21 protein-coding genes are annotated in these 22305 nt (G+C 49.9%); all 21 read left to right on the top strand.

Going from position 1 to position 22305, the window contains the following annotated elements:
- Positions 1-157: 157 nt before the first annotated feature.
- The gene (locus tag NST69_RS15015) at positions 158-373 is read left to right on the top strand and encodes an aspartyl-phosphate phosphatase Spo0E family protein (RefSeq protein WP_340952806.1); all 216 of its coding nucleotides are present in this window, start codon (positions 158-160) and stop codon (positions 371-373) included.
- Positions 348-1025, top strand: coding sequence for a response regulator transcription factor (locus NST69_RS15020; RefSeq protein WP_209870952.1), 678 nt, complete (start codon positions 348-350; stop codon positions 1023-1025). Before NST69_RS15015 ends, NST69_RS15020 begins: the two co-directional genes overlap by 26 nt.
- Positions 1022-2032: a HAMP domain-containing sensor histidine kinase gene (locus tag NST69_RS15025; RefSeq protein ID WP_342549902.1), complete on the top strand. Its 1011-nt coding sequence runs from the start codon at positions 1022-1024 to the stop codon at positions 2030-2032. Before NST69_RS15020 ends, NST69_RS15025 begins: the two co-directional genes overlap by 4 nt.
- 87 nt (positions 2033-2119) lie before the next feature.
- Positions 2120-2836, top strand: coding sequence for an ATP-binding cassette domain-containing protein (locus tag NST69_RS15030; RefSeq protein ID WP_342549903.1), 717 nt, complete (start codon positions 2120-2122; stop codon positions 2834-2836).
- On the top strand, positions 2833-3618 hold the full coding sequence (locus NST69_RS15035; protein ID WP_339314351.1) for an ABC transporter permease: 786 nt from the start codon (positions 2833-2835) through the stop codon (positions 3616-3618). Before NST69_RS15030 ends, NST69_RS15035 begins: the two co-directional genes overlap by 4 nt.
- Positions 3615-4364 (top strand): ABC transporter permease, encoded by a 750-nt coding sequence (locus tag NST69_RS15040; protein ID WP_342549904.1) that lies wholly within the window; start codon positions 3615-3617, stop codon positions 4362-4364. The genes NST69_RS15035 and NST69_RS15040 overlap by 4 nt, the downstream gene beginning before the upstream one ends.
- A gap of 249 nt (positions 4365-4613) precedes the next feature.
- Entirely contained in the window at positions 4614-6860 is a 2247-nt protein-coding gene (locus tag NST69_RS15045; RefSeq protein ID WP_342549905.1) for a hypothetical protein, read from the top strand.
- A gap of 269 nt (positions 6861-7129) precedes the next feature.
- On the top strand, positions 7130-8854 hold the full coding sequence (locus NST69_RS15050) for an ABC transporter permease subunit (RefSeq protein WP_342549906.1): 1725 nt from the start codon (positions 7130-7132) through the stop codon (positions 8852-8854).
- An 11-nt stretch (positions 8855-8865) separates the two neighbouring features.
- The gene (locus NST69_RS15055; protein WP_342549907.1) at positions 8866-10152 is read left to right on the top strand and encodes a nitrate/sulfonate/bicarbonate ABC transporter ATP-binding protein; all 1287 of its coding nucleotides are present in this window, start codon (positions 8866-8868) and stop codon (positions 10150-10152) included.
- Entirely contained in the window at positions 10139-10531 is a 393-nt protein-coding gene (locus tag NST69_RS15060; RefSeq protein ID WP_340952791.1) for a GNAT family N-acetyltransferase, read from the top strand. Before NST69_RS15055 ends, NST69_RS15060 begins: the two co-directional genes overlap by 14 nt.
- Positions 10532-10710: 179 nt before the next feature.
- Positions 10711-12450, top strand: a complete 1740-nt coding sequence (locus tag NST69_RS15065) for an ABC transporter ATP-binding protein (protein WP_342549908.1) — start codon at positions 10711-10713, stop codon at positions 12448-12450.
- Between the two features lie 149 nt (positions 12451-12599).
- Positions 12600-13346 (top strand): SDR family oxidoreductase, encoded by a 747-nt coding sequence (locus tag NST69_RS15070; RefSeq protein ID WP_342549910.1) that lies wholly within the window; start codon positions 12600-12602, stop codon positions 13344-13346.
- A 45-nt stretch (positions 13347-13391) separates the two neighbouring features.
- Positions 13392-13739, top strand: coding sequence for a helix-turn-helix domain-containing protein (locus tag NST69_RS15075; protein WP_342549911.1), 348 nt, complete (start codon positions 13392-13394; stop codon positions 13737-13739).
- A 372-nt stretch (positions 13740-14111) separates the two neighbouring features.
- Positions 14112-14948: a class I SAM-dependent methyltransferase gene (locus NST69_RS15080; protein ID WP_342549912.1), complete on the top strand. Its 837-nt coding sequence runs from the start codon at positions 14112-14114 to the stop codon at positions 14946-14948.
- Between the two features lie 92 nt (positions 14949-15040).
- A complete protein-coding gene (locus NST69_RS15085) occupies positions 15041-16072 on the top strand; it encodes a hypothetical protein (RefSeq protein WP_342549913.1) in 1032 nt (343 codons plus the stop codon).
- A 36-nt stretch (positions 16073-16108) separates the two neighbouring features.
- Entirely contained in the window at positions 16109-16411 is a 303-nt protein-coding gene (locus NST69_RS15090; protein WP_342549915.1) for a MazG-like family protein, read from the top strand.
- A gap of 101 nt (positions 16412-16512) precedes the next feature.
- The gene (locus tag NST69_RS15095; RefSeq protein WP_036726849.1) at positions 16513-16701 is read left to right on the top strand and encodes a hypothetical protein; all 189 of its coding nucleotides are present in this window, start codon (positions 16513-16515) and stop codon (positions 16699-16701) included.
- Positions 16702-16815: 114 nt separating this feature from the next.
- On the top strand, positions 16816-18372 hold the full coding sequence (locus NST69_RS15100) for a BCCT family transporter (RefSeq protein ID WP_342549917.1): 1557 nt from the start codon (positions 16816-16818) through the stop codon (positions 18370-18372).
- Positions 18373-18786: 414 nt separating this feature from the next.
- Entirely contained in the window at positions 18787-19734 is a 948-nt protein-coding gene (locus NST69_RS15105; RefSeq protein ID WP_036726841.1) for an ABC transporter permease subunit, read from the top strand.
- Positions 19735-19747: 13 nt separating this feature from the next.
- Positions 19748-20617 (top strand): carbohydrate ABC transporter permease, encoded by an 870-nt coding sequence (locus NST69_RS15110; RefSeq protein WP_076075216.1) that lies wholly within the window; start codon positions 19748-19750, stop codon positions 20615-20617.
- Between the two features lie 65 nt (positions 20618-20682).
- Entirely contained in the window at positions 20683-22269 is a 1587-nt protein-coding gene (locus NST69_RS15115) for an extracellular solute-binding protein (protein ID WP_342549919.1), read from the top strand.
- The last annotated feature ends 36 nt before the right edge of the window (positions 22270-22305 follow it).

Raw genomic sequence — 22305 nt, forward strand, 5'->3', positions numbered from 1 at the left:
GGTTGGGGAACTTAATCATTTTCGCGAAAATATACAGGGGTGCTCCTGACATTTCGGGGGGCGCCTTTTTTGTTATGTTCTGAAGTTATTTTGTGCAATGCAAAAGACATCCTATTATCTGTCATAAAACCCTAAGATAGCATAAAGGGAGGATTCTATGGTGAACAGAAATATGCTCGTGCAGGTCCGGATTGAACGTGCCCGGAAGCGGCTTCACATTCTGGCGGAGAAACATCATGATCTTCAGCACCCTGCGGTCCTTAAGCAATCCATGGTATTGGATGAATTGATTAACCAGTATAATATGGAGGGAGAGCAGCAGAGATTAATAGAGAGCAGGAAATCACTTGAGAACAAGCATACTTTATATTGAAGATAATGAAAAAATAGGCACTTGGGTCAAAGAGGAGCTGGAGCAGCGGGGATATTCGGTACAATGGCTGCAATCCGGTGAGGGAGCCGAGGCTGAGGTTACGCAGTATGATGTCGTTATTCTGGATATCATGTTACCGGGCTTAGATGGATTCACTATAGGCAAACGGTTGAAAAAGGCGGCACCCGCCGTTCCAGTGCTGCTGTTGACCGCCCGAACCTCCGTCGATGATAAGGTAGAGGGCTTACAATTCGCGGATGACTATGTGACGAAGCCCTTCCATACCGATGAATTGGTGGCCAGGCTGGAGGTATTAATCCGCCGGAGCGGCGGAGTCTCTTCGGACCGTATTACACTGGGCACTCACATTGAAGTGGATACGAAGCTTCAGACCATCTATGACAAGCGTACAGGAGAAGAGATTATTTTGACAGGGAAGCAGCATCAGATCCTGATGTATTTCCTGCGCCATCCGAATCAGGTTCTGCCGAAGGAACAGCTCTATGAAGCAGTCTGGGAGGAAGCTTATATCCCTGGAGACAAGACTTTACTGGTACATCTCCACCGGCTGCGGCACAAGCTGGAGCGCGACCCGGAGACCCCGGAGATTATTGAGACGCTGAAGGGAATCGGCTACCGGGTGAAGCTATGAAGCAGCCCCGTTCCTTGTTCCGGCATTTTCTGAAGCTGCACTTTCTGTTCATCTTGCTGCCGCCCCTTGTGCTGATGGTATTCTCATCCTTCTTTGGCACTTCCGGGACAGAGCCAAGATTCAATACGCTGAACCTTTTTTACATTACAGTGCTTATGTTCACTTGTATCATTGTCGCGTTCGTTGTTCTATCCTGGCTGTTCTTCTGGAGACTCCGCAAACGTCTGACCCGCTTACAAGAAGCTATGTCCGCTACTCCAACTAATGTGGATTCGTGGCCTGAGCCTGTCCTGATTCAAAAGGACCGCATGGATGAAATAGACCAGTTAGGCGGTTCCTTCAACCGGATGATCCGGCAGCTGGAAGACAGCCGCAGGCGGGAGCAGGAAGAGGCAGGGCTGCGGCAACGGCTCATTGCCAACATGTCCCACGACCTGCGGACGCCGCTGACCATCATGCGGGGACATGTCACCCGGCTGAACAAAGAACCTTTGAGTCCAGAAGGACAGAGCTCTTTAGCCGAGATCAACCAGACTATTACCCGGACCGGAGAACTGATGGATGATTTGCTCTCGTACACCTTGCTTACCTCGGGAAAATATCCCTTCGAGCCTGCACCCACAGACATGGGGCGCCTGGTAAGAGCCTCGGTTGCTGCGTGGTATCCGGTTTTTGAAGAACATGGCATTCAAGTCGATGTTGATTTGCCCGCAGAAGAAACCTTCCACTGGACAGCAGATCCTGGGTGGATGACCCGGGTGCTGGATAATCTGTTTCAGAATATCATCCGCCATGCAGCGGACGGGAAATATGTCTATATTGCTGTAGACGTGCAGCAGGAACGGATTCTTGTGGCTGACAAAGGCCCTGGCATGGATCATTCTGCATACGGTGGCGGGGCGGGAATAGGGCTATCGACCGTACATTACATGCTGAATACAATGACCCTGAAGGCTGAATTCAGCTCAAGCGGGCAGGGGACAAATGTAGTCATTGGCAGAATGTAACCTGAAATTAACCCGGAAGTAAACGGCCTGCCCACCGGGATGTAACCTTGTATCTGTATACTTAACACCATAACGAAAGGATGTGTTATGGTGCTTACCATCAATAACTTAGTCAAACGCCGCGGTACGCAGGAGATTCTATCCGGGATCACCTTCGAAGCGAGCCCCGGAAGAGTCACGGGATTCCTCGGGCCAAACGGGGCCGGCAAAAGCTCTACACTCCGCATTCTGCTCGGACTGGATCATGCCACCGCCGGCAGCGCCTTGATTCATGGCAAGCCCTTCGCAGAATTACAGCATCCGCTGCGAACCGTAGGTGCTGCACTGGACGGATCTGGAGCCCATCCGATGCGGACAGGACGGGCACACCTGCGCTGGATCGCTTGCGCCGCCGGTCTGCCCCGCTCACGGGTCGAAGAGGTGCTGGATATTGTCGGTCTTACCACGGCAGCGGGCACTAGAGTCAAGCAATATTCGCTCGGCATGGGGAGAAGACTGGGAATCGCAGCAGCGCTGCTTGCAGACCCGGAGATTCTGATTCTGGATGAACCGGTGAACGGGCTCGACCCGGAAGGCATCCGCTGGATCCGGACATTTCTGCGTAAGCGGGCAGAGGCCGGGAATACGGTGCTGCTCTCCAGTCATCTTATGGGCGAGCTGGCCGAAACGGTGGACGATGTGGTGATTATTAAGCAGGGGAGAATTGTCGCAGACGGCACCTTGCAGGAGGTAACCGGCAGTCATTCCACGCTGGAGGATGCCTTCTTCGCCCTGACCTCTGAACAGGCAGGTGATGCTTGGTGAAGGCATTCCATGCAGAAATCTCGAAATTGCTCTCGCTGCCGGGGATTTGGCTCGCCCTGCTTATTGGAGCATTGGCTCCTGCGGTCATTGCTGCCTTGGACGCTATAGCAGAAAAAGAGGCGATTATAGCTGGAGTCAGCACACGGCTGCCCGAAATGGGCTACAGCGGATTAGGTCTTGGTGTGCAGGGCGTTATTATCCTTGGCGTGCTTGCAGTCAGCAGCGAGTACCGGACAGAGAGCAGTGAAGGGGCCGGAGGGCAGCAGATTTCCACAAGTCTGATGGTTGTGTCATCGCGGCTTCAGTTGTTTCTGGCAAAAGCAGGCGCTGTATCTGTCATCAGCATCCTCCTGTGTATCCTTGCTGTAATTCTGATTGTACCAACCACACACTATATATTAGGTGACTATGCCCCGCTACTTGAATGGACCCGGCTTGCCGGTGCCGTCTGCTACTGGACCTTCACTGCACTGTTGGCCTTCGGGCTGACGCTGCTGACGAAGCAGGGCATGATCCCGCTTACCGTGCTCATGATTAATTCATCGCTGGTATCCTTCAGTGTCCTGCTGGCCAAGGTGACGAAGCTGGCATTCTATTTGCCGGACCGGGCCGGCTTCGAGATGTTTATGTTTACTAAGAACAGTGCCTCGACCGAGGTTACAGGCAGTCTGTTCGACAGCTATCACACCCCGTTCACCGGCGGCTTGATCATGTTTGCCTGGGTGGCCGTGCTGCTTGGGATTGCAGCTATTGTGTTCCATAGGAGGGATGTTGCAGCATGAATGTCTCATCCGGCAGGAAGACTATTCGAATCCTTAGGGCTGAACTGGACAAGCTGATGACATTGCCATGGATATGGACCGCAGTTACGGTTACATTTCTTGTTCATCTGCTTTTGACTGCGGCCTTCACTTCCGCCTCTCTGCAGGAAGGAGCCGCAGCACCCGGAATCCTGAATACAGGACTTGCCTCGATGAGCTATCTTCAGGCAGGGTTCATTATTCTGGGGATCTTGGCGGCTTGCTCCGAGTATACGGGCGGACAGATCCGCACAACGTTAACGGTAATCCCCTGGCGCGGACGCCAATTATTGATGAAGCATCTGGCACTCACCCTGATTACGATTCCTGCGGCGTTTATCCTTACGGCCTCCGGTGTCCTATATGCGGGCTGGAGGCTAGGCGGCCGTGCAGCAGGGATTGAACCTCATGAAGTCATACAAGCATTGCTGGGGGCAACGGGCTATCTGACCTTGACCACACTGCTTAGCGCGGCGATAGGGGCTTTATTGAGAAGAACCCTTCCGGCCCTGGTGATCCTGCTCGGCTATTATTTCATTATCAGTCCATGGTCGCGGGGGCTTCTGCCGGCCTGTTTCCCGGATACGGCTGGACGTTACATGTACCTGCTGCCTTCCTCTGGCGAACTGAATGTCCTTACGCCTGTGCAGGGGGCCGGTATTGTAATGTTCTGGATGGTGTCCTTTGTGGCGACAGCGATTGTTGTCTACCGTATCCGGGATGCCTGAGGCTAAGCGGAGGGTCACGCGGCTGACGGGCTGGACTTAGAGACGTTAAGTATATTACCATAGAGGCAATGAGTCATGAGACGGTACAAGAATGTACCGTTTTTTGGCGTCCAGGAAGATTGTATTACACCAAAGTACCTGACAGAGGTGATCCCGCATGATTGATGAATTCCCGCTTGCCGATTCATCTAAGTGACTTAAGGTGAAGGCTATAGTGAACACCGAACCATGTAGAGGAGCGAGAAGGCGATGAGAAAATCATATTTGTCCTTATTTACTCTGGTATTTTGGATTCCTGCAGTGATCCTTAGCATCCTGGTCTGGAACGATTATTCCGGTTATGTGCGCAGTGCAGCGGACCGCCTGCTCCCGGTCAAAGCGTTGTACTATCTGGACCAGGGCAAGAAGGTGCTTGCGGTCACGGACAGCAGCAACGGGCTAATGGCAACGTTGTATGACGCAGGCACCCATAAGGCTGAGCAGGAGGTGGAGCTGCGCTCAGACATCCACCGGCAGCGGCTGGTCTCTTATCAGGCCGGTAAGCTGGTGATCGCAACCAAGGATAAGGCAGGCCTGCAGGTGAATGTTATTGATCCGGCGGGGGGCGCGAAAGAGCTGGTACAAGGAAGCTTTAATATCCCGACCTTTCTGAGCTCCGACGGGCATGAATGGCGGGGCAGATTACTGTTCGCCGGGGCGGATAAAAGCTCAGCGGTCCATGTGGCGGAAGTCAGCCAGGCTCAGCTCCACTACGCGAATCTGAACGGCTCAGCCGCTCTTCCAGCACGGCCGGTCTCCATTCGTGAAGCCTTCTTCAGCTTCCAGGAGGGGCATTCTCTGCCCGTCTATGAGGTGGGACTCAAGGACGGGCGCACTGCTTATGCTTCTGCCCTCTTCGGCAAGGACGGCATACCTCTACTTGGGCTGAAGGGCGCGCAGGAAAGTGCTCCCGAAGCGCAGAAGAGGGTAGGACAGGAGTTTGCCGCGCAGCTCGGACTGGACAATACCCGGCTACTGCGGGTAAGCAGCGAATATCCAAAACAGGTTCACTATTACAATGAGGCTGCGGGTAAATGGGGCGAAGCCGTCAAGACGCCGGAGCCGGTCTATCAAGCCAGGCTCTTCCCGCTGAACGACCAAGAGACGCTGATTGCCGGGTCCACCACGGAAGACGAGATCAAGGGTACCTTACGCGGTTATTTGTATCATGAGCAGACTGGGGAATTTACGAATGTCAATGCCGCGCTTAAGACATTATCCTACGATAAGCTGCAAGATCCGAAGCTGAGCTTCTATAAAGAAGCGAATAATGATACACTGTACTATTCAAGTCTGGATTCATTGGGAGGCTGGCTGCATGTCAAGGAGGGGCTTAGCGGACAGATCAGCAACGGGGAGCTGCAGCAATGGCAGATGGCTGCCGGGGAGGATCAATTATCTGCAGCGACCTTCAAGAACTATGTGCTGACATGGAATGCCCTGGTTGTGAACTGGGTGATCTGGCTCGCAATTCCTTTACTGATGGTGGTGGGACTACTCTGGCTGCCACAGCTTCTCATCCGCAAGCGGTGGCAGAAGCTGGCCGAGGGGGTTCTGATTCAAGGCACGGTTATGAATCTGGCCGAGACAGGGATGCTGGTCAACGAACAACCACAGGTCCGGCTTACCGTCCGTTTCACGGACCAGGGCCAGAGTAAGGAAGTCCAGATCAAGCAGGTCATTTCTTATCTGAACCCGATCCGTCCAGGCGATCAGGTGATGATTAGCTATAACCGGAGCAAGCATACGGCGATCTTGGTACGGGAGAGCGACCTTAAACACCAGGCGCCGCCCCGGATCATTCATGATGCGGTCTTAAGACAGATAGAAGCCTGCGGACCTGTAAACCGCGGGCAAGCACTGCTGCTGCACCTTGAGGCAGCAGGCCAAAGCTACAGTGTGCCTGTGGTGCAGCCCTCCGGCTTCGTCTACCGTACCGGAGAACGGGCAGATCTGATAATCACAAGCGGCAACGCCCGTTTGTTGAGATACGGTCCTGCGGAGCGGAGTGATCAGGCAAACCAGCTCACCTTAGAGGCTGAAATTACAAGAGTTCAGCGGTTGCCGGTAAAGATTGCCGGCCAGAATCTGCTGCTGCTTGAGATAGTGATGGTGAACGGAAAGGAACGTCTGCGCAAGGTGAACAGCCAGTTCGTCCCGGAGAATCTGGAAGTCACTGTAGGAGCAGTAGTTCCCGTAACTGCGAAGCCGGAGGAGGTTGCGCTTCAATCGCGGCTTCTGCAAGGCAAGCAAGGCAGTGCCAGCGTTCGATCGGTCGACTACCGGGGAACGACCGGCGACCGGCCGCTTGCCACGATCACCGTCGAACGCAGTGGACAGAGCTACCGGATCAGGCAATCTATAGAACCGGTGTATGGCGTAGAAGCCGGGGATGAATTATGGATTGCTTACGATGAGCGCACCGGGGAAGCCACTATTGTTAATTATGCTACTTAGTCATTTATCATATGTATGCGGGAAGGGGAGAACAGACGATGGACAGCGGCAGCCAAATATACGATTACAGTAATTTTATGTTCCGGTTAAGCAGGAAGCCTACCCTTCCCCCATTGCAGTATAGGTCTGTCCTATTCAGTCTATCTTCAAGCGCCTCTTATTGACTGAGCAGGATAGCTTTATATTCTTATGAATGAAGGAATGTGCAACTCTCCCTGCCTAAGGCAGCGGAGAGTTTTTTTATTTACCTCAGATTGGAGTTGTACATTATGCAAATGAACTTTTTCCATCAAGGGAATCAGCGGAGAACCTTGGGCTGGGCGGATATTCTCGTCATTTCCTTTTTGTTATCCGTCCTGTATGCCGCAGCGAAGCTAGGCTCGGGGATGCAGGTGCCTCTAGATCCAGAGGAACTGTCTTCGCTCAGTCTGGACCCTAAGTGGCTGCCTTACTATGCAGGCCGCTCGCTCTTACGCATGTTTATCGCTTTTGCAGCATCCCTGATCTTCACCTTCGTGTACGGCCGCATTGCGGCGTATAACCGGACTGCTGAAAAATTCATGATTCCCGCTATTGATATCCTGCAATCCGTTCCTGTGCTTGGATTTCTGTCGGCCACAGTCCTGGCCTTCATGGCCTTGTTCCCAGGCAGCTTGCTCGGCGTGGAAATGGCTTCGATCTTCGCTATTTTTACCAGCCAGGTCTGGAATATGACCCTTAGCTATTATCATTCCCTTAAGACGATTCCGCGCGAGCTGAATGAGGCTGCCGCGATGAACCAATTGGGCGGATGGCATCGTTTCACGAAGCTGGAAGCGCCATTCTCGATGATCGGTCTGGTATGGAACAGCATGATGTCATTTGGCGGAGGCTGGTTCTTTCTGGCGGCCAGTGAATCGATCAGCGTGCTGAATCAGGATCTGCATCTGCCGGGAATCGGGACGTACATGGCCCTAGCCGCAGAGGATGGCGATATTAGAGCACTTATCTATGCGATCCTGGCGATGGTGGTGCTGATTGTAATGGTAGACCAATTATTCTGGCGTCCGGTGATTGCCTGGAGCCAGAAATTCAAGAATGAACAGACGGAAGCAGGCGAAGCACCAACCTCCTGGGTGTTAGAGCTTCTGAAGCGGGCCAGCTTTGTTCATTATCTTAACCGTAAGCTGCACGGCGGCGTTCATGACGGATTCCTGCGGCTTGCCACCCGAAGCGCACAGTTGAAGCTGCCTCATGTCCCGTCAAGGGTCAAAAAGGCTCTTCAATGGCTATTCCTGTCTGCGGCCGCTGTGCTGATGCTCAAGTATTTGTATTCAGGCATTCTCGAGATTGCCCAATTAAGCTGGGGCGAGCTGGTGCATGTGGTGTACCTCGGCCTGCTGACCGCACTGAGGGTAGTCGTCTCAACACTGCTGGCTGTACTCTGGACGCTGCCCGTGGGTGTGTTCATTGGAACGAATCCTCGGCTATCACGAATTGTTCAGCCTGTTGTGCAGGTGTTGTCTTCTTTTCCGGCGAACATGGCATTTCCGATATTCACGATTCTGTACTTGAAGTTCGGGATATCGATGGAGATTGGGGCAATTCCGCTGATGATGCTGGGGACACAATGGTATGTATTATTTAATGTTATTGCCGGTGCGATGGCCATTCCTTCCGATCTTAAGGAAGCTGCGGTGACTTTGAAATTGACACGCTGGCAGACCTGGAAAAAACTAATTCTCCCCGCCGTCTTTCCATTTCTTGTAACCGGCTGTATTACGGCAAGCGGAGGCGCCTGGAACGCCAGTATTGTATCCGAAATTGTATCGTGGAAGGATCAGGATCTTCAAGCAGCCGGGTTAGGTACGTACATCGCTGAGGCCACTACGAACGGCAATTGGCCGGAGATCATCTGGGGAATATTTGTCATGTGCCTGCTCGTTGTAATTGTGAACCGTCTGGTGTGGCGCAGGCTGTATGCACTAGCTGAAAGCAAATATCATTTGGATTAGAGGTGTGGAACATGACCAAAGTATTGATTGAATTAAAGCAAATCAGCAAACGTTATGATCAGCCGAAGCAGGCAAATGTGAGTATTATGGAGGATATTAATATCAATATTAAGGAGGGCGAGCTGGTATCCATCCTGGGACCTTCAGGGTCAGGGAAGTCGACTCTTTTGCGAATCATTGCGGGACTTGTCCCTCCTTCACAGGGCACGGTGCTCTATAATGGACGGGAGATTGCCGGTACCAATCCGGGTGTGGGGATGGTATTCCAATCATTTGCATTGTTTCCTTGGCTTACAGTCCTGGAGAATGTGAAGCTGGGGCTGGAGAACAAACCTCTGCGCGAAGCCGACAAAATGCGTAAAGCCCTCTCGGTCATCGATATGATTGGGCTTGACGGATTTGAAGGAGCGTACCCCAAAGAATTGTCCGGAGGGATGCGCCAGCGTGTCGGTATCGGCCGGGCGCTCGTCATGGAGCCGGACATTCTCCTGATGGATGAGCCGTTCTCCGCCCTTGACGTATTGACCGCAGAGAACTTGAAGCGGGACCTGCTGGAATTATGGACGGAGAAGCAAATCCCTACCAAATGCATTATTATGGTCACCCACAGTATTGAGGAAGCCGTCTATATGTCGGACCGGGCCATCGTCCTCTCCAGGGACCCTGCCCGTGTAATCTCCGATATTCCCATTCCCATGGCGCACTGGAGGGATAAACAAGATCCGCAGTTCACATCGCTTGTGGACCAAATCTACTCCATACTGACCCAAAGGGAAGTGAAGCCTGCCGGTCCGGCCGAAGAAAAGAAAAACACCATCGAGAAAATACCACCGGTTCCGGCAGGCGCCCTTACAGGCTTCATTGAACTGATTGACGATCTGGGTCAACAAGTGGACTTGTACAAGCTGGCCGATCAATTAAGTCTGAAACTGGAAGACTTCCTGCCCATCGTCGAAGCGGTGGAAATGCTGCAATTTGCTACGGTTCTGCATGGAGATATCGAGCTGACAGAGGTTGGACATCAATTCGCCGATGCAAGCGTCCTGTTGCGCAAGGAAATTTTCAAGGCCCAGGTGCTGGAGCATGTTCCGATCATGGACAAAATCATCTGGATTCTGCAATCAAAATCTAATAACAAGATGGAACGGGCCTTTTTCGTGGAGATTTTTGAGAAGCATTTTGAGGCAGAGGAAGCCGCACTTCAACTGGATATCCTGATCGACTGGGGCCGGTACGCGGAACTGATTGCCTACGACAAAAAAGCAAAGGTGTTGTATCTGGAAAATGATTCAGATTAACTTGGACATTCGCGCGGAGGAGGTTCCCGGTTTAAGAGAAGCCGTGGGCTGGTCAAGAAGAGACTCTGACTATCCTGCCCTGTTTCAGCGGTGCAATTTCTGGGCCGGAGCTAGAGATCCCGGAGGGAGACTCATCGCTTTTGGCTATGTTGCCGGAACGGGTCTGGAGCACGGGTATATGGAGGACATTATCATCCATCCAGATTATCAGAGGCGCGGAGTAGGACAGCAGCTTGTTAAGGAGCTTTTGAACGAGTCTATTCGACGCGGATTGACCATAGTAACCCTCACTTATAGCCGTGAGCATAAGGAATTCTATGAAAAGTGCGGATTCTCGTCTACAGCGGCCGGGATCTGGAAAGCGGAGGAAGGAAAGTAATTCATACAAGAACTGAGAAGCCAGCGAACTCTTATGGACGCTGGTTTTTTGGAGACCTTAAACCGACAGTAATTCTATAATATGTAAGGTGATTTACTATTATTAGGCAGGTTAATTCCATCATCCCGATCCGTTATGATTACATAAGCTGCGCCCTTTGAAGGAGGTTATGCGGACTTATGAATCCGACCCGGACATTGATTAAGGAGATATTGTCTAATAGTAAGAGAATCCTTGTTATGATCCTACTCTTCAATATTTTAGCCGCATTCGTCTCGACTGTTCAGCCCCTCCTGTTCAAAGACCTATTCGACGACATCCTGCCTGACAAGCAGATCGGTACGGCTGCATTCTATATGCTCCTGCTTATTCTGATTCCCGTAATTTACGCAGCTTTGAACAGCGTCACCTCTTATTATAATAATGAGCTGGGCAACCATTTATCCAAGAATCTGCGCCTGCGGCTGTTCTCTGACGTACTCCAGACCCGGCCAAGAAACGTGGACAGCATCGGCAAGGGGGAAATCATTAACCGGATCACCTTGCAGGTGGGGATGCTATGTGAAATTTTCGTGGTAGACACCCTGATGTCCATGGTCTCGAATGCTATTCTGCTAATCGCTACCCTGTGGATCATGTTCTCGATGAGTACCGAGCTTACACTCGCAGCCATCCTCTCATTCCCTCTATGTATGTATGGCTTCAAGCGCTTCAGGAGCAGGACGGAGCGCCTGGATAAGCAGTATCATGGCATTTTGGATAAGGGCATCAACTATTTGAATGATTTCTTCACGAATCTGAAGGCGGTCCACAGGTGTAACGGACATCAGGCGGAGCAGAAACGCTGGAGGGAGTGGAATGACGAGGCGTGGAAGATATCCCGGCAGTCTAGGCTATTTCATCATGTGGTGTTGAACCTGGTCGCGGATACGGTCATTTCCATCATTACGGGCATCATTTACGGCTATAGTCTGTTCCTGATTCTGAGAGGCCGCATCTCACCAGGCACATTGCTGGCTTTCATTGTGATTCTTCCAAGACTGTATCAGATTTTCAAGTCGCTGTTTACGCTGAACATCGATAGGAGCCGCATGACGGTCATTATTAATAACCTGAATGACGTCCTTGAACTGGAAAAAATTTCATCGGGAGCTACAGCTCCCGACTATCACAGTGTCCCCCTCCTGCAGCTGAGGAATGTCTCGTACCGGTACGCTCCGGCAGATTCTTTTGGGATCACGGACTTTACTCTGGACATTCAGCCCGGAGCCTTCGTGGGGATTGTTGGATTAAGCGGCTCAGGGAAATCTACGATATTCGAGCTAATCCACAGGTTCATTGAGCCGGATGAAGGGGAGATTTGCCTGGACGGCGTTCCGATCCAAGAACTGGACATTCATGAACTAAAACGATATGTCGGCTATTCCCCGCAAAAGGGAGTGTTATGGAACAAGTCCATTCTCGACAACATTATTTATCCATTGCAGAAGGAAGACATGAATGAAGAGACCTGGCGCAAATTCAGCACTGCTGTTGATCTTGCCCATGTGAATTCATTCGTACAAGCCATGCCTGAAGCGTATGATAAGCAGGTGGAGAACCATGGAGACAATCTCTCCGGCGGCGAGATCCAGCGGATTCTTTTAGCACGGGCTTTCATGAGTGAACCCCGGATTCTGATGCTGGATGAATACACCTCAGCTCTCGACGCCTTGACAGAGAGTGACTTGAACGATACCTTGTTGAGCCTGAAAGGGAAGCAGACGTTCCTGGTGATTGCACACCGGCTGTCCACCGTGAAGAATGCAGATGTCATCCTGGTCGTGGATAAGGGAAGAATTGTTGAGCAAGGCAGTCCAGCCGAATTACTGGTCCAACAGGGAATGTATTACAAGATGGTGGAGAAGCAGAAAATTTAGCGCTTCAGCAGAATAACACAGCTTGCACCGCCTCAATTATCACCTTTTGGTGACTATATCACAAAAAAGTGGGTACTGTTTTTCTTGTAACTTTTCCCCCATACTAGCGTTCATAGGAACTACAAACCATAAAAGGAGTGTATAATAGTATGGGTAGATTTGATGGGAAAGTAGCAGTTGTAACCGGAGGAACAAGCGGCATCGGGCTTGCGGCGGCAGAGCAGTTCGTACGAGATGGGGCTTACGTGTTTATCACAGGACGCAGACAACGTGAATTGGATGAAGCGGTACAGCAAATTGGTCAGAATGTTACAGGCGTTCAAGGTGACATCTCCAAGCTGGAAGATCTGGACACCTTATTCGATACCGTCAAGCGGGAAAAGGGACATTTGGACATTCTGTTTGCCAATGCCGGACTAGGGTCATTCCTGCCGTTAGGCGAAATTACGGAAGCCCACTACTACAAGACCTTTGATGTCAACGTGAAAGGAACTATTTTCACCGTTCAAAAGGCACTACCCTTGTTCCCTAACCAAAAAGGTTCCATTATCCTGACAGGCTCTACAGCCGGCTCAATGGGGGTACCTGCGTTCAGTATCTACGGCGCCTCTAAGGCAGCGATCAGACAGCTCGTCCGCAACTGGATTCTGGATATCAAAGGAACTGGAATTCGGATGAACGTCCTTAGTCCGGGTTCAGTCGTCACACCGGCGTACGATGAATTGTTCGGCTCCGAGCTTGACAATTACCTGGAACAGGCCAAAACAGATGTCCCGCTCGGCAGAGTAGGGCAGGTAGAAGAGATCGCCAATGCAGTCATGTTCCTGGCCTCGGATGAAAGCAGTTATTTGAACGGCATTGAATTATTCGCAGACGGTGGAGTGGCTCAAATCTAAATCAGCTTAACGTTTGTGTATCAACTCGGGAGATGATGGATTATTATGAAACTCTTTCACTGTGAACTGGAAGTGACACTAGAGGTGATCGGAGGGAAGTGGAAGGGACTTGTGCTGTACTATTTAATCAAAGGACCCAAGCGGACAGGGGAGCTTAAGCGGCTTGTTCATAATATCTCGCAAAAGATGCTGATCCAAACGCTTCGGGAACTGGAGAATGACGGATTAATCCGCAGAACCATGTACAATCAAGTACCGCCTAAGGTGGTATACTCAACAACAGAGCTGGGGCAATCCCTCGAACCCGTTCTGAGATTACTCTGTAACTGGGGAGGGGAATACGCAGAACAATCCTACGCTCCTGGCGAGATTGAGGTTCTAAATTTGGAATAAGTATTGATAATAAACTATAGTTCTAACCAGAGGAGCCTGCTGCCAGCAGGCTTCTTCTGCGTTTCCGCCGCACTGCTTACGCTCAATTAGATTTGTAGTACAATGTCAGCAACCCTTTTGACCAGTGACCAGGGGGACGTCTGGCGACGGCCGGAGACCCAAACTTCTCCGGAGTCACGGTAATCCCACACCGAGGAACTTTTGTTTGGGAACTTTAATTTGGAATATTTAGGATGTCAAATAAGCCGAGGCTTAGTATAATAAGTGCAGACGGATTCCAGGGAGGAGGTGGTTGTATGAGTGCAGGCGATATTAGCGACATTAGCGATATTACTCCGATTACCCAATTGAATATGAAAAGGAGAGGCTTTCATGAGCTACAACCCCGAAATCCCGAGAACCCGGTACGACAACTATGGCGACCGCGAATGGACACGGCTTACGAAGGATGGTCCCGGCGAACTTTTGTATCAAGTGCATCTGGACATTCTACAGCGTTACACTAAGCCTATTGATACAGTGCTGGAGATTGGTGCAGGTTCAGGCAGGTACACCAAAGATCTGGCTACCATGTGTTCTGAGTTGACCGTCGCTGATCTGTCCAGCCATCAGATTGAATTCAACAAGTCCAAAATGCAAGAGCTGTCCCTGGTGGACAGAATCAAGGCATACCATGTGTTAGATGTGCTGGATATGAGCGTGTTTGCAGATGCTTCTTTTGACTCAGTAGTATGTATTGGCGGTGTCATCAACTATCTCTTGGAAAGAGAGGCGGATGGTATCCGGGAGCTGTTAAGAGTACTTAAGCCGGGCGGCATCCTGATTGTCGGGTCGATGAGCTTCATCGGCGCTTCTATGTATTATCTCGAAGGCATCCGCTATGAGAAGGACCAGTTCGGGATCGATGCTACAAGATGGCTCATGAATACAGGGGTTCAGGACGAAGATCATTATCCAGTTCCCAGCAAGCATTACGTCCATATGATGAGGAGCTCTGAACTGGATGCTTTATTTGCACAGTTTCCGGTTAATATTCTGGAGAGAAGCTCTGCCGGACTATATACGCAAGCTGGAGATGCTGCCTTAGAGAACGCCCGGGCTGATCAGGAATTCTGGAAGCTGCTTGTCGAACAGGAGATCGCGTTCACCAAACTGCCGGGCACGCTGGATTGCGGCATGAATCTCATCTACGTGGTGCGTAAGCTATAAGGCTGCCGCTCAACAAGCATGACTTAATCAAAATCCCGTCTGCCACAAACAGGCGGGACTTTTTATATCCGAAGGAACGGGGGAACACGGAAATGGGAGTATGGACTAGCTCAATGAATGGAGCACCTTGGACAAAAGGTAAAATGGATCAGGCGGTGAAGGAGCTCAGACAGCGGGCGCTTATTTCGTATGTCATCGATGTGGACAAGCTCCAGGATCTGCAGGAATTGGATCAGCATGTATTTGCCGAACGCCCGGATCTGGTCTTGTCAATTAGCCAAGTGGACAGGAAAGTGCGCTATTCCGAGGAATTGCTGCAGACCTTAGCGGAACTACAGCACATCACAGCCTTAGAGTTGAATCTGTTTCATAGTGTGGATCTGAGTGTGCTTGGCAAGTTGCAGCGACTGCAGTTTTTATCCATTTCGGCCAAAAAGCCAGTGGACCTAAGCTTCCTCGCAAGCTTCAAGCAGCTGCAATATCTCTCGGTCCATGGGAAATTTCATGACTTAACGCCGATAGGCGATGCCGCCAGCCTGGATACCTTAATCTTGCGGACTACGATTCATGAGCTGGAATTTGTCCGCCGGTTACCGAACCTGCTGTGCCTCTTCATTCACGACTCCATCTTGAAAGGATCACTGGATGCGCTTGCAGATTCTACCGTCCCCATGCTGAGTCTGGCGGCTATCCGCAACTTAACGGAGGTGGATGCCCTGGAGTCCATGAGCAATCTTACATACCTGAACTTATCCTTGCCGAAGCTTGAGGCTTTGTGTGACTTTTCGAATATGCCGGGGCTTATACAGCTTGAACTCGATCAGATGAAATCCCTGGAGGATATTGACCCTTTATGGACCGCAACGCAGCTTGAAATGTTACAGCTAAGAGAGATTTCAGCAGCCGTGACCGCGAAGGAGTTAGAGCCTTTGACCGCAATGAAGCATCTGAAGCAGATCGACTTCCAGTTCCTTGATCTCAAAAAAGGAAGGATCGCAGCCTTACGTGAGTCGTTTGCCCATGCCGGCAAAAGCCATCTTCTGTATGAGAATATTGCCGAAGCCCAGCGAATCCAGCCCATGTCGTTAGTGCATTTACGTAAGCATATGGGAGTAGTTCAATAAGTTATTTCAATTAGACAGAAGATAGGAGTGATCACAGTGATTGATTTAGTACAACTCCAGAAGAGAGTGTATCAGAACAAGCTGGAAAAGGGGTTCAATGTCACAGATATTTATCAGGAATTTTGCCTGACCCACGGCGAACTGTCTGAGGCCTGCGATGCTTACCGGAAGAAGAAAGATGACCTCGGTGAAGAATTAGCGGATGTTGCCATCTACCTGATTGGACTGTCGGAGATCCTGGGGATTAACCTCGAAGAAGAGATCATGAACAAGATCGAAAAAAATGAAAGCAGAGTCTATGAGAATAGGGATGGAGTGCTCATAAAAGTTAAGGACTAAAGCGCATTCTCCAATCTTCGTGCATAAGTACCCCGATAGTATGGAAAAACTTCTATAGTGCAGATAAACAGCATGAATAGATTTCTCAGGAGGTTAGCGTGATGACAACTCAGGACCCGAAGGAGCTTTTGAAGCTGAAGCATGAGCAGGACGAGGAGAAGAGACAGTTCACTAGCTTTGCCCGGGCTGTATCCGAAGATGGGGAAGTAGAAGCAGGTCAGGAATTCAGTCATGACCGGGTGCCTGACGACCAGAACCGTATGAAATCGGTGGAGAACAGACAGAACTGAGCAGGACACTGACGGAAAAGTACAATGGATGGACCCCTCAGGAAGCCTTCCATGCTTTCCTGAGGTTTTTTTTGTTTATTATTGTATACATACACTACTCATGGAGGTTCATATATGGTTTTTATCATTTCAATTACTATCGTAGCGATTTTTGCCATATGGGGAGCAGTGGCGCCTGACCAGATGGCAAGTACCGCTAATGCCGCGTACACTTTCTCCATCCATAATTTCGGCTGGTTCTATTTGCTGGCGACTCTGTTCTTCTTGATCTTCACCTTCTATTTAGCCTTCAGCAGGTTCGGCAGTATCCGGCTGGGAGACGATGACGATGAACCGGAATATTCCACAGTCTCCTGGCTGTCGATGCTATTCAGCGCAGGAATGGGGATCGGGCTGGTCTACTGGGGAGTAGCTGAACCGCTGTCCCATTATTTATCTCCGCCGGAGGGCGTAACAGGAGGGACGACAGAAGCAGCACGGATCTCCATGCGCTATTCTTTTTTCCATTGGGGACTTCACCCATGGGCCATCTATGCCGTTATTGGATTGACGCTTGCTTATTTCCAGTTCCGCAAAGGGTACAAAGGCTTGATCAGCTCTGCTTTTATCCCTCTACTCGGTGAGAGGCTGGTATCCGGCTGGCTGGGCAAGGCCATCGATATTTTGGCGGTGATTGCTACGATTTTTGGAGTAGCGACTTCGCTGGGTCTCGGGGCTCTGCAGATTAACGGAGGTCTGCATTATTTATTCGGACTTCCGAACACCGTAGCCGCTCAGATTGCAATTATTGCGGTTGTGACCGTGCTGTTCCTCATCTCCGCTACCAGCGGTCTGGACAAGGGTATCAAAATCCTCAGCAACACCAACCTGGTGATCGCCGTTCTTTTGATGCTGTTCGTATGGATGACGGGTCCGACCTCGTTTATCTTTGATACCTTTACCACCACATTAGGCAGTTACCTGCAAAACATCGTCAATATGAGCTTGAGGTTAACGCCTTTTTCCAAGGGAACCTGGGTAGGGGCGTGGACCTTATTCTATTGGGCCTGGTGGATTGCCTGGGCACCCTTTGTCGGAACATTCATTGCGAGGGTATCCAAAGGAAGAACAATCAAGGAATTTGTCATTTGTGTGCTGATTATACCGAGTCTGTTCGGTTTTATCTGGTTTTCGGTATTCGGGGGAACGGGCATGCAAATGGAGCTCTTCGATGGTGTCCAGCTGGCTGAAGCCGTTAAAGGAGACACGACCACAGCTCTTTTCGTCATGCTGGAGCAATTGCCCTTAGACACCACAGTATCGTTAATAGCTACGATCCTGATTATGATCTTCTTCATTACATCAGCCGATTCGGCTACCTTTGTACTGGGCATGCTGACATCAGACGGCAAGCTGAATCCCAGCGCAAGAGTCAAACTAACCTGGGGAATTCTGCAATCCTCCATCGCTGTTGTGCTGCTGATTAGCGGCGGCTTGGGCGGCCTTCAGACTGCTTCCATTGTAGCTGCGCTGCCTTTTGCCATTGTTCTGATCGGCATGTGCTTCTCCCTGCTTAAAGCGCTCAAGGAGGAGGACAAAGAGCGCCGTCAACGGGAAAAACGCCAACGCCAACAGCTGAAGCGGCTGCTGGAGGAACATGAGGCTATCCAAGCTAATGCGGATTCCATTTGACCCGATGTTATCCTTATAACTAAAATTATAAAAAGGTGTGCGTTAAAGATCACAAAGGATAATCTAAGGATAGAAGCTAACAGAATGGAGGTACTTCATAGAGGCAAGCTAACGCGCGTATCGTCAGAGGTGCCCGGCCCCCTGGATACTAGCTCTCACCGTCGCCTCGCTCACTGTCGTTTATTTTATCAGTGCATTTCCGCTTGTCTCAAGGTACTCATGCAGCAGATTTAGCCTGAAATAATATACAATGGCTGAACCCTCAGGAACGCGATCCTAGCGTCCTGAGGTTTTTTTCGTAAAGCCTCCATTCACAATTCAGATTAATATCTTATAAGAAATTCTAGAAATCACAGAAATTTATCCGGGCAGGGGGTGCTACTATACAACTATAAATAGAGACGAGGTGATGACATGCAAGCGAAATTGGCAGCGGACGCCATGCCCCTACCCCAAAAGCGGAACTCATGGATAAGAACGATAAAAAAGTATAAAGTGATGTACGCTCTCCTGTTCCCGGCGTTAGTTTATTTTGCCGTATTCAAATACATTCCTATGGCGGGAATCATTATTGCTTTTAAGAACTATAACCTGGCTTTAGGACTATGGGACAGCCCGTGGGTGGGATTTAGAAATTTCACGGATTTTATGAACGGCGTTTATTTCTGGGACATCATGAGAAACACGATTATCATATCGCTGTATAAGCTGTTGTTCGGTTTCTCGGCTCCGGTCCTTCTGGCTTTGCTGCTGAATGAAGTGTATACCCAATGGTTTAAGAAAATCGTACAAACGATCACTTATTTGCCCCATTTTCTGTCATGGGTCATTGTGTATGGAATGATGGTGGCGTTATTGGCCCCGGGGGATGGGCTGTTCAACATGATATTGAAGGAGGCTGGAGTTGAACCCATCTCATTCCTGACAGAACCTGCCTGGGGCCGGCTGCTGATTATCTTATCTGAAATATGGAAGGATATTGGCTGGGGCGCGATTTTGTACCTTGCCGCATTAGCAGGAATCGATCCAAGCTTGTATGAAGCGGCCAGAATGGATGGCGCCTCCAAATGGAGACAGCTCTGGCATGTAACCCTTCCCGGCATCCGGGGAGTTATGATTCTGATGCTGATCCTCAAATTAAGCCATATTCTGGATGCCGGTTTTGACCAGATATTCATGTTTGCCAACAGCTTCAATCAGGAGAAGATCGACATTATTGACACCTGGGTCTACCGTGAAGGGCTTGAGCGGCTGAAGATTGGCCTGGCTACGGCTGTGGGATTGTTTAAAGCGGTCATCGGATTTGGTTTAGTGCTCGCGGCGAATAAGCTGGCCAAAAAATTCGATGGGCAAATCTGGTGAGGGGGTGATCCAAATGATCAATTTGACAACCGGGGAAAAAGTCTGGCAAGCCGTCGTTTATTTTATTCTGATTTTGCTGTCCTTGATGTGCTTACTGCCCTTTCTCTATGTGGTTGCTGTTTCAGTGACTCCGGAATCAGAAGTGTTAAGAAGAGGAATTGTGATTATACCAGAGACCTTTACCTTTCTAGCCTATAAAGAAGTATTCATTTCTCACGGGATCGGGCAGGCGTATAAAATCACCTTGTTTCGGACGATTGCAGGCACTGCGCTGAATGTGTTTTTTACGGTAATCGCGGCTTATCCCTTATCCAAAAAATATTTACCGGGACGAAGCCCGTTCCTGCTATTCATTGTCTTCACCATGATGTTTGGGGGAGGATTAATTCCGACTTATTTATTAGTCCGCTCTCTGGGATTGCTGAACAGCCCATGGGTACTGATCATTCCACAGCTTATTAGTGCCTTTAATCTGGTCATCATCAAAGGGTTTTTCGAGCAATTGCCCGCAGAAATCGAGGAATCCGCGAGGGTGGACGGTGCAAGTGAGCTTCAGTCGTTATGGCGGATCATTTTACCCCTGTCACTGCCCGTCCTGTCCACAATTTCTTTGTTTTACGCAGTCGGGCACTGGAACAGTTACTTCGATGCGATTGTGTATATCAATGATTCGGGCCTAATGCCGCTTCAAGTGATCTTGCGCAACATCCTGCTTAACGTCGCCACACAAAGTGCGGATTCGCTTGCCAATTCCGGCACGGTCAGTACGTTTGCTGTGCAAATGGCTGCAGTTGTCGTGACTACGGTTCCGATTTTGATCGTCTACCCGTTTATGCAAAAGCATTTTACCAAAGGTGTGCTCTTGGGATCAGTTAAAGGTTAAAAGGCATTCCAACCTGAGTTGTTACGGGGAAACCGTGATAATATAGAAGCAAAGGAGAGGTCATTATGCAACGTAAAGCAATTACATTGGCTATGCTGACAGCAATAGTGGGTATGGGAACGGTATTGTCAGGATGTGGGGGACCCAAAGAGGAACCGCCGGCAGCATCGGGGAATTCAGAGGGCCAGCAGAGTCCCTTTGAAACCAAATTGAAAATTACGATGTTTAACCAGGGTACGTTCAATGCGGCTGCTCCGATTCCTCCACGTGAAGAAGATATTCAGCGCCAAATGCTGGAGGAAGCCGTAAACATTGACCTCGAAATGATGATTCCCCAATCCGGGCAAGCCACGACTAAATTAAATACGCTCATAGCTGGCGGAGATATTCCGGATTTGATCTTCTTGAAAAGCCGGGCGGATCTTGCTCAATATTATGATCAAGGCGTTCTTGCAGATCTGACGCCGTATCTTGATCAATTTCCTGAATTGCAGAAACGTTTCAGCAGCGACTCCTGGGAGGCGGTGACCTATCAGGGACAAACCATTGGTGTTCCGGGTTATGATAATGTAAACGGTATCAGCCGAAGCTACTTCATCCGCAAGGATTGGCTGACAAAGCTGAATATGGAGGTGCCAACAACACCTGACGAGCTGTTTGAAGTTATGAAAGCCTTTACAGAGAAGGACCCGGACGGTAACGGCAAGAACGATACGTACGGATTCATCGGCGGTATGAATAAAGAAGGCAATCTGCAAACCTACGGCTTCGATAGTCTGATGTGGATGTTCGGTGTCAATCCTCCCTCAGCCATTGATGTGAAGGACAATGAACCGGTGTTCCTGTATACCGATCCCAAAATGAAGGAAGCGCTCGCTTATATCCATAAAATGATGGAAGCCAAAGTTGTAGATCCGGACTGGGTGACGATGAATACGCCCGATTTGCTCGACCAAAAGTTATTTAAGGGGAAAGTGGGCTTCATGATCAGAGACGCCCGCAGGCTGGAGCCGGATTATCAGCAGAAAATGAAAGAAATCAGCGGAGAGGTACCGGAATGGATCGTTATTCCTCCAATGACAGGTCCTTATGGTGATCAGATTGTAGAGAGAAAATCGTTCCAGGGCAATTCATGGGCCATATCCAAGAAAGCGGATAAGGAGAAAATCATCCGGATCTTGTCCATGCTGAATTATTTCTTCACGGACCAAGAAGCCTATCCGAATTTTGCCTACGGAATCAAAGGAATTCACTGGGATGTGGTGGACGGCAAGATCAAAAATAAAACCTCCGAATTATCGAAGGACATGAAAGAAAAGTACCTCTGGGTCGATCATTACAGAATGCCGCGCCGCGGGGATGATGCGGAGTACTTCAGCTTCCAGAATCCTAAGACGGCAGAAGCGTTTGAGAACAATCAGAAATACGTGGCGCCCACGTTGCCCGGGAACTTATTGACTGAAGACCCGAACGATTCATTGGCAGCTGACCGCCAGCGTTACATTAATGAGAGCCTGGTCAAATTTATGACTGGCAAGGAACCTCTTTCGAACTGGGACAATTTCCTTGATACACTAGCGACCAAGTTTGACATGCAGAGGTATAAGGAGTCTGTAATCAAACAATTTAAGGAAGCAGGCTTAATCAAGTAAAAAATATACGAAGAGAGCGGCTATCCTTAGCCCTCT

The sequence above is a fragment of the Paenibacillus sp. FSL P2-0089 genome (genome assembly GCF_038595095.1).
Taxonomy (GTDB): Bacteria; Bacillota; Bacilli; order Paenibacillales; family Paenibacillaceae; genus Paenibacillus_AQ; species Paenibacillus_AQ silagei.

Coding starts and splice junctions, on each gene's coding strand:
- NST69_RS15065 (WP_342549908.1), top strand. CDS start 10,711: ATGAATCCGACCCGGACATTGATTAAGGAGATATTGTCTAATAGTAAG.
- NST69_RS15095 (WP_036726849.1), top strand. CDS start 16,513: ATGACAACTCAGGACCCGAAGGAGCTTTTGAAGCTGAAGCATGAGCAG.
- NST69_RS15110 (WP_076075216.1), top strand. CDS start 19,748: ATGATCAATTTGACAACCGGGGAAAAAGTCTGGCAAGCCGTCGTTTAT.
- NST69_RS15050 (WP_342549906.1), top strand. CDS start 7,130: ATGCAAATGAACTTTTTCCATCAAGGGAATCAGCGGAGAACCTTGGGC.
- NST69_RS15025 (WP_342549902.1), top strand. CDS start 1,022: ATGAAGCAGCCCCGTTCCTTGTTCCGGCATTTTCTGAAGCTGCACTTT.
- NST69_RS15055 (WP_342549907.1), top strand. CDS start 8,866: ATGACCAAAGTATTGATTGAATTAAAGCAAATCAGCAAACGTTATGAT.
- NST69_RS15085 (WP_342549913.1), top strand. CDS start 15,041: ATGGGAGTATGGACTAGCTCAATGAATGGAGCACCTTGGACAAAAGGT.
- NST69_RS15105 (WP_036726841.1), top strand. CDS start 18,787: ATGCAAGCGAAATTGGCAGCGGACGCCATGCCCCTACCCCAAAAGCGG.
- NST69_RS15075 (WP_342549911.1), top strand. CDS start 13,392: ATGAAACTCTTTCACTGTGAACTGGAAGTGACACTAGAGGTGATCGGA.
- NST69_RS15100 (WP_342549917.1), top strand. CDS start 16,816: ATGGTTTTTATCATTTCAATTACTATCGTAGCGATTTTTGCCATATGG.
- NST69_RS15015 (WP_340952806.1), top strand. CDS start 158: ATGGTGAACAGAAATATGCTCGTGCAGGTCCGGATTGAACGTGCCCGG.
- NST69_RS15070 (WP_342549910.1), top strand. CDS start 12,600: ATGGGTAGATTTGATGGGAAAGTAGCAGTTGTAACCGGAGGAACAAGC.
- NST69_RS15080 (WP_342549912.1), top strand. CDS start 14,112: ATGAGCTACAACCCCGAAATCCCGAGAACCCGGTACGACAACTATGGC.
- NST69_RS15040 (WP_342549904.1), top strand. CDS start 3,615: ATGAATGTCTCATCCGGCAGGAAGACTATTCGAATCCTTAGGGCTGAA.
- NST69_RS15060 (WP_340952791.1), top strand. CDS start 10,139: ATGATTCAGATTAACTTGGACATTCGCGCGGAGGAGGTTCCCGGTTTA.
- NST69_RS15045 (WP_342549905.1), top strand. CDS start 4,614: ATGAGAAAATCATATTTGTCCTTATTTACTCTGGTATTTTGGATTCCT.
- NST69_RS15030 (WP_342549903.1), top strand. CDS start 2,120: ATGGTGCTTACCATCAATAACTTAGTCAAACGCCGCGGTACGCAGGAG.
- NST69_RS15115 (WP_342549919.1), top strand. CDS start 20,683: ATGCAACGTAAAGCAATTACATTGGCTATGCTGACAGCAATAGTGGGT.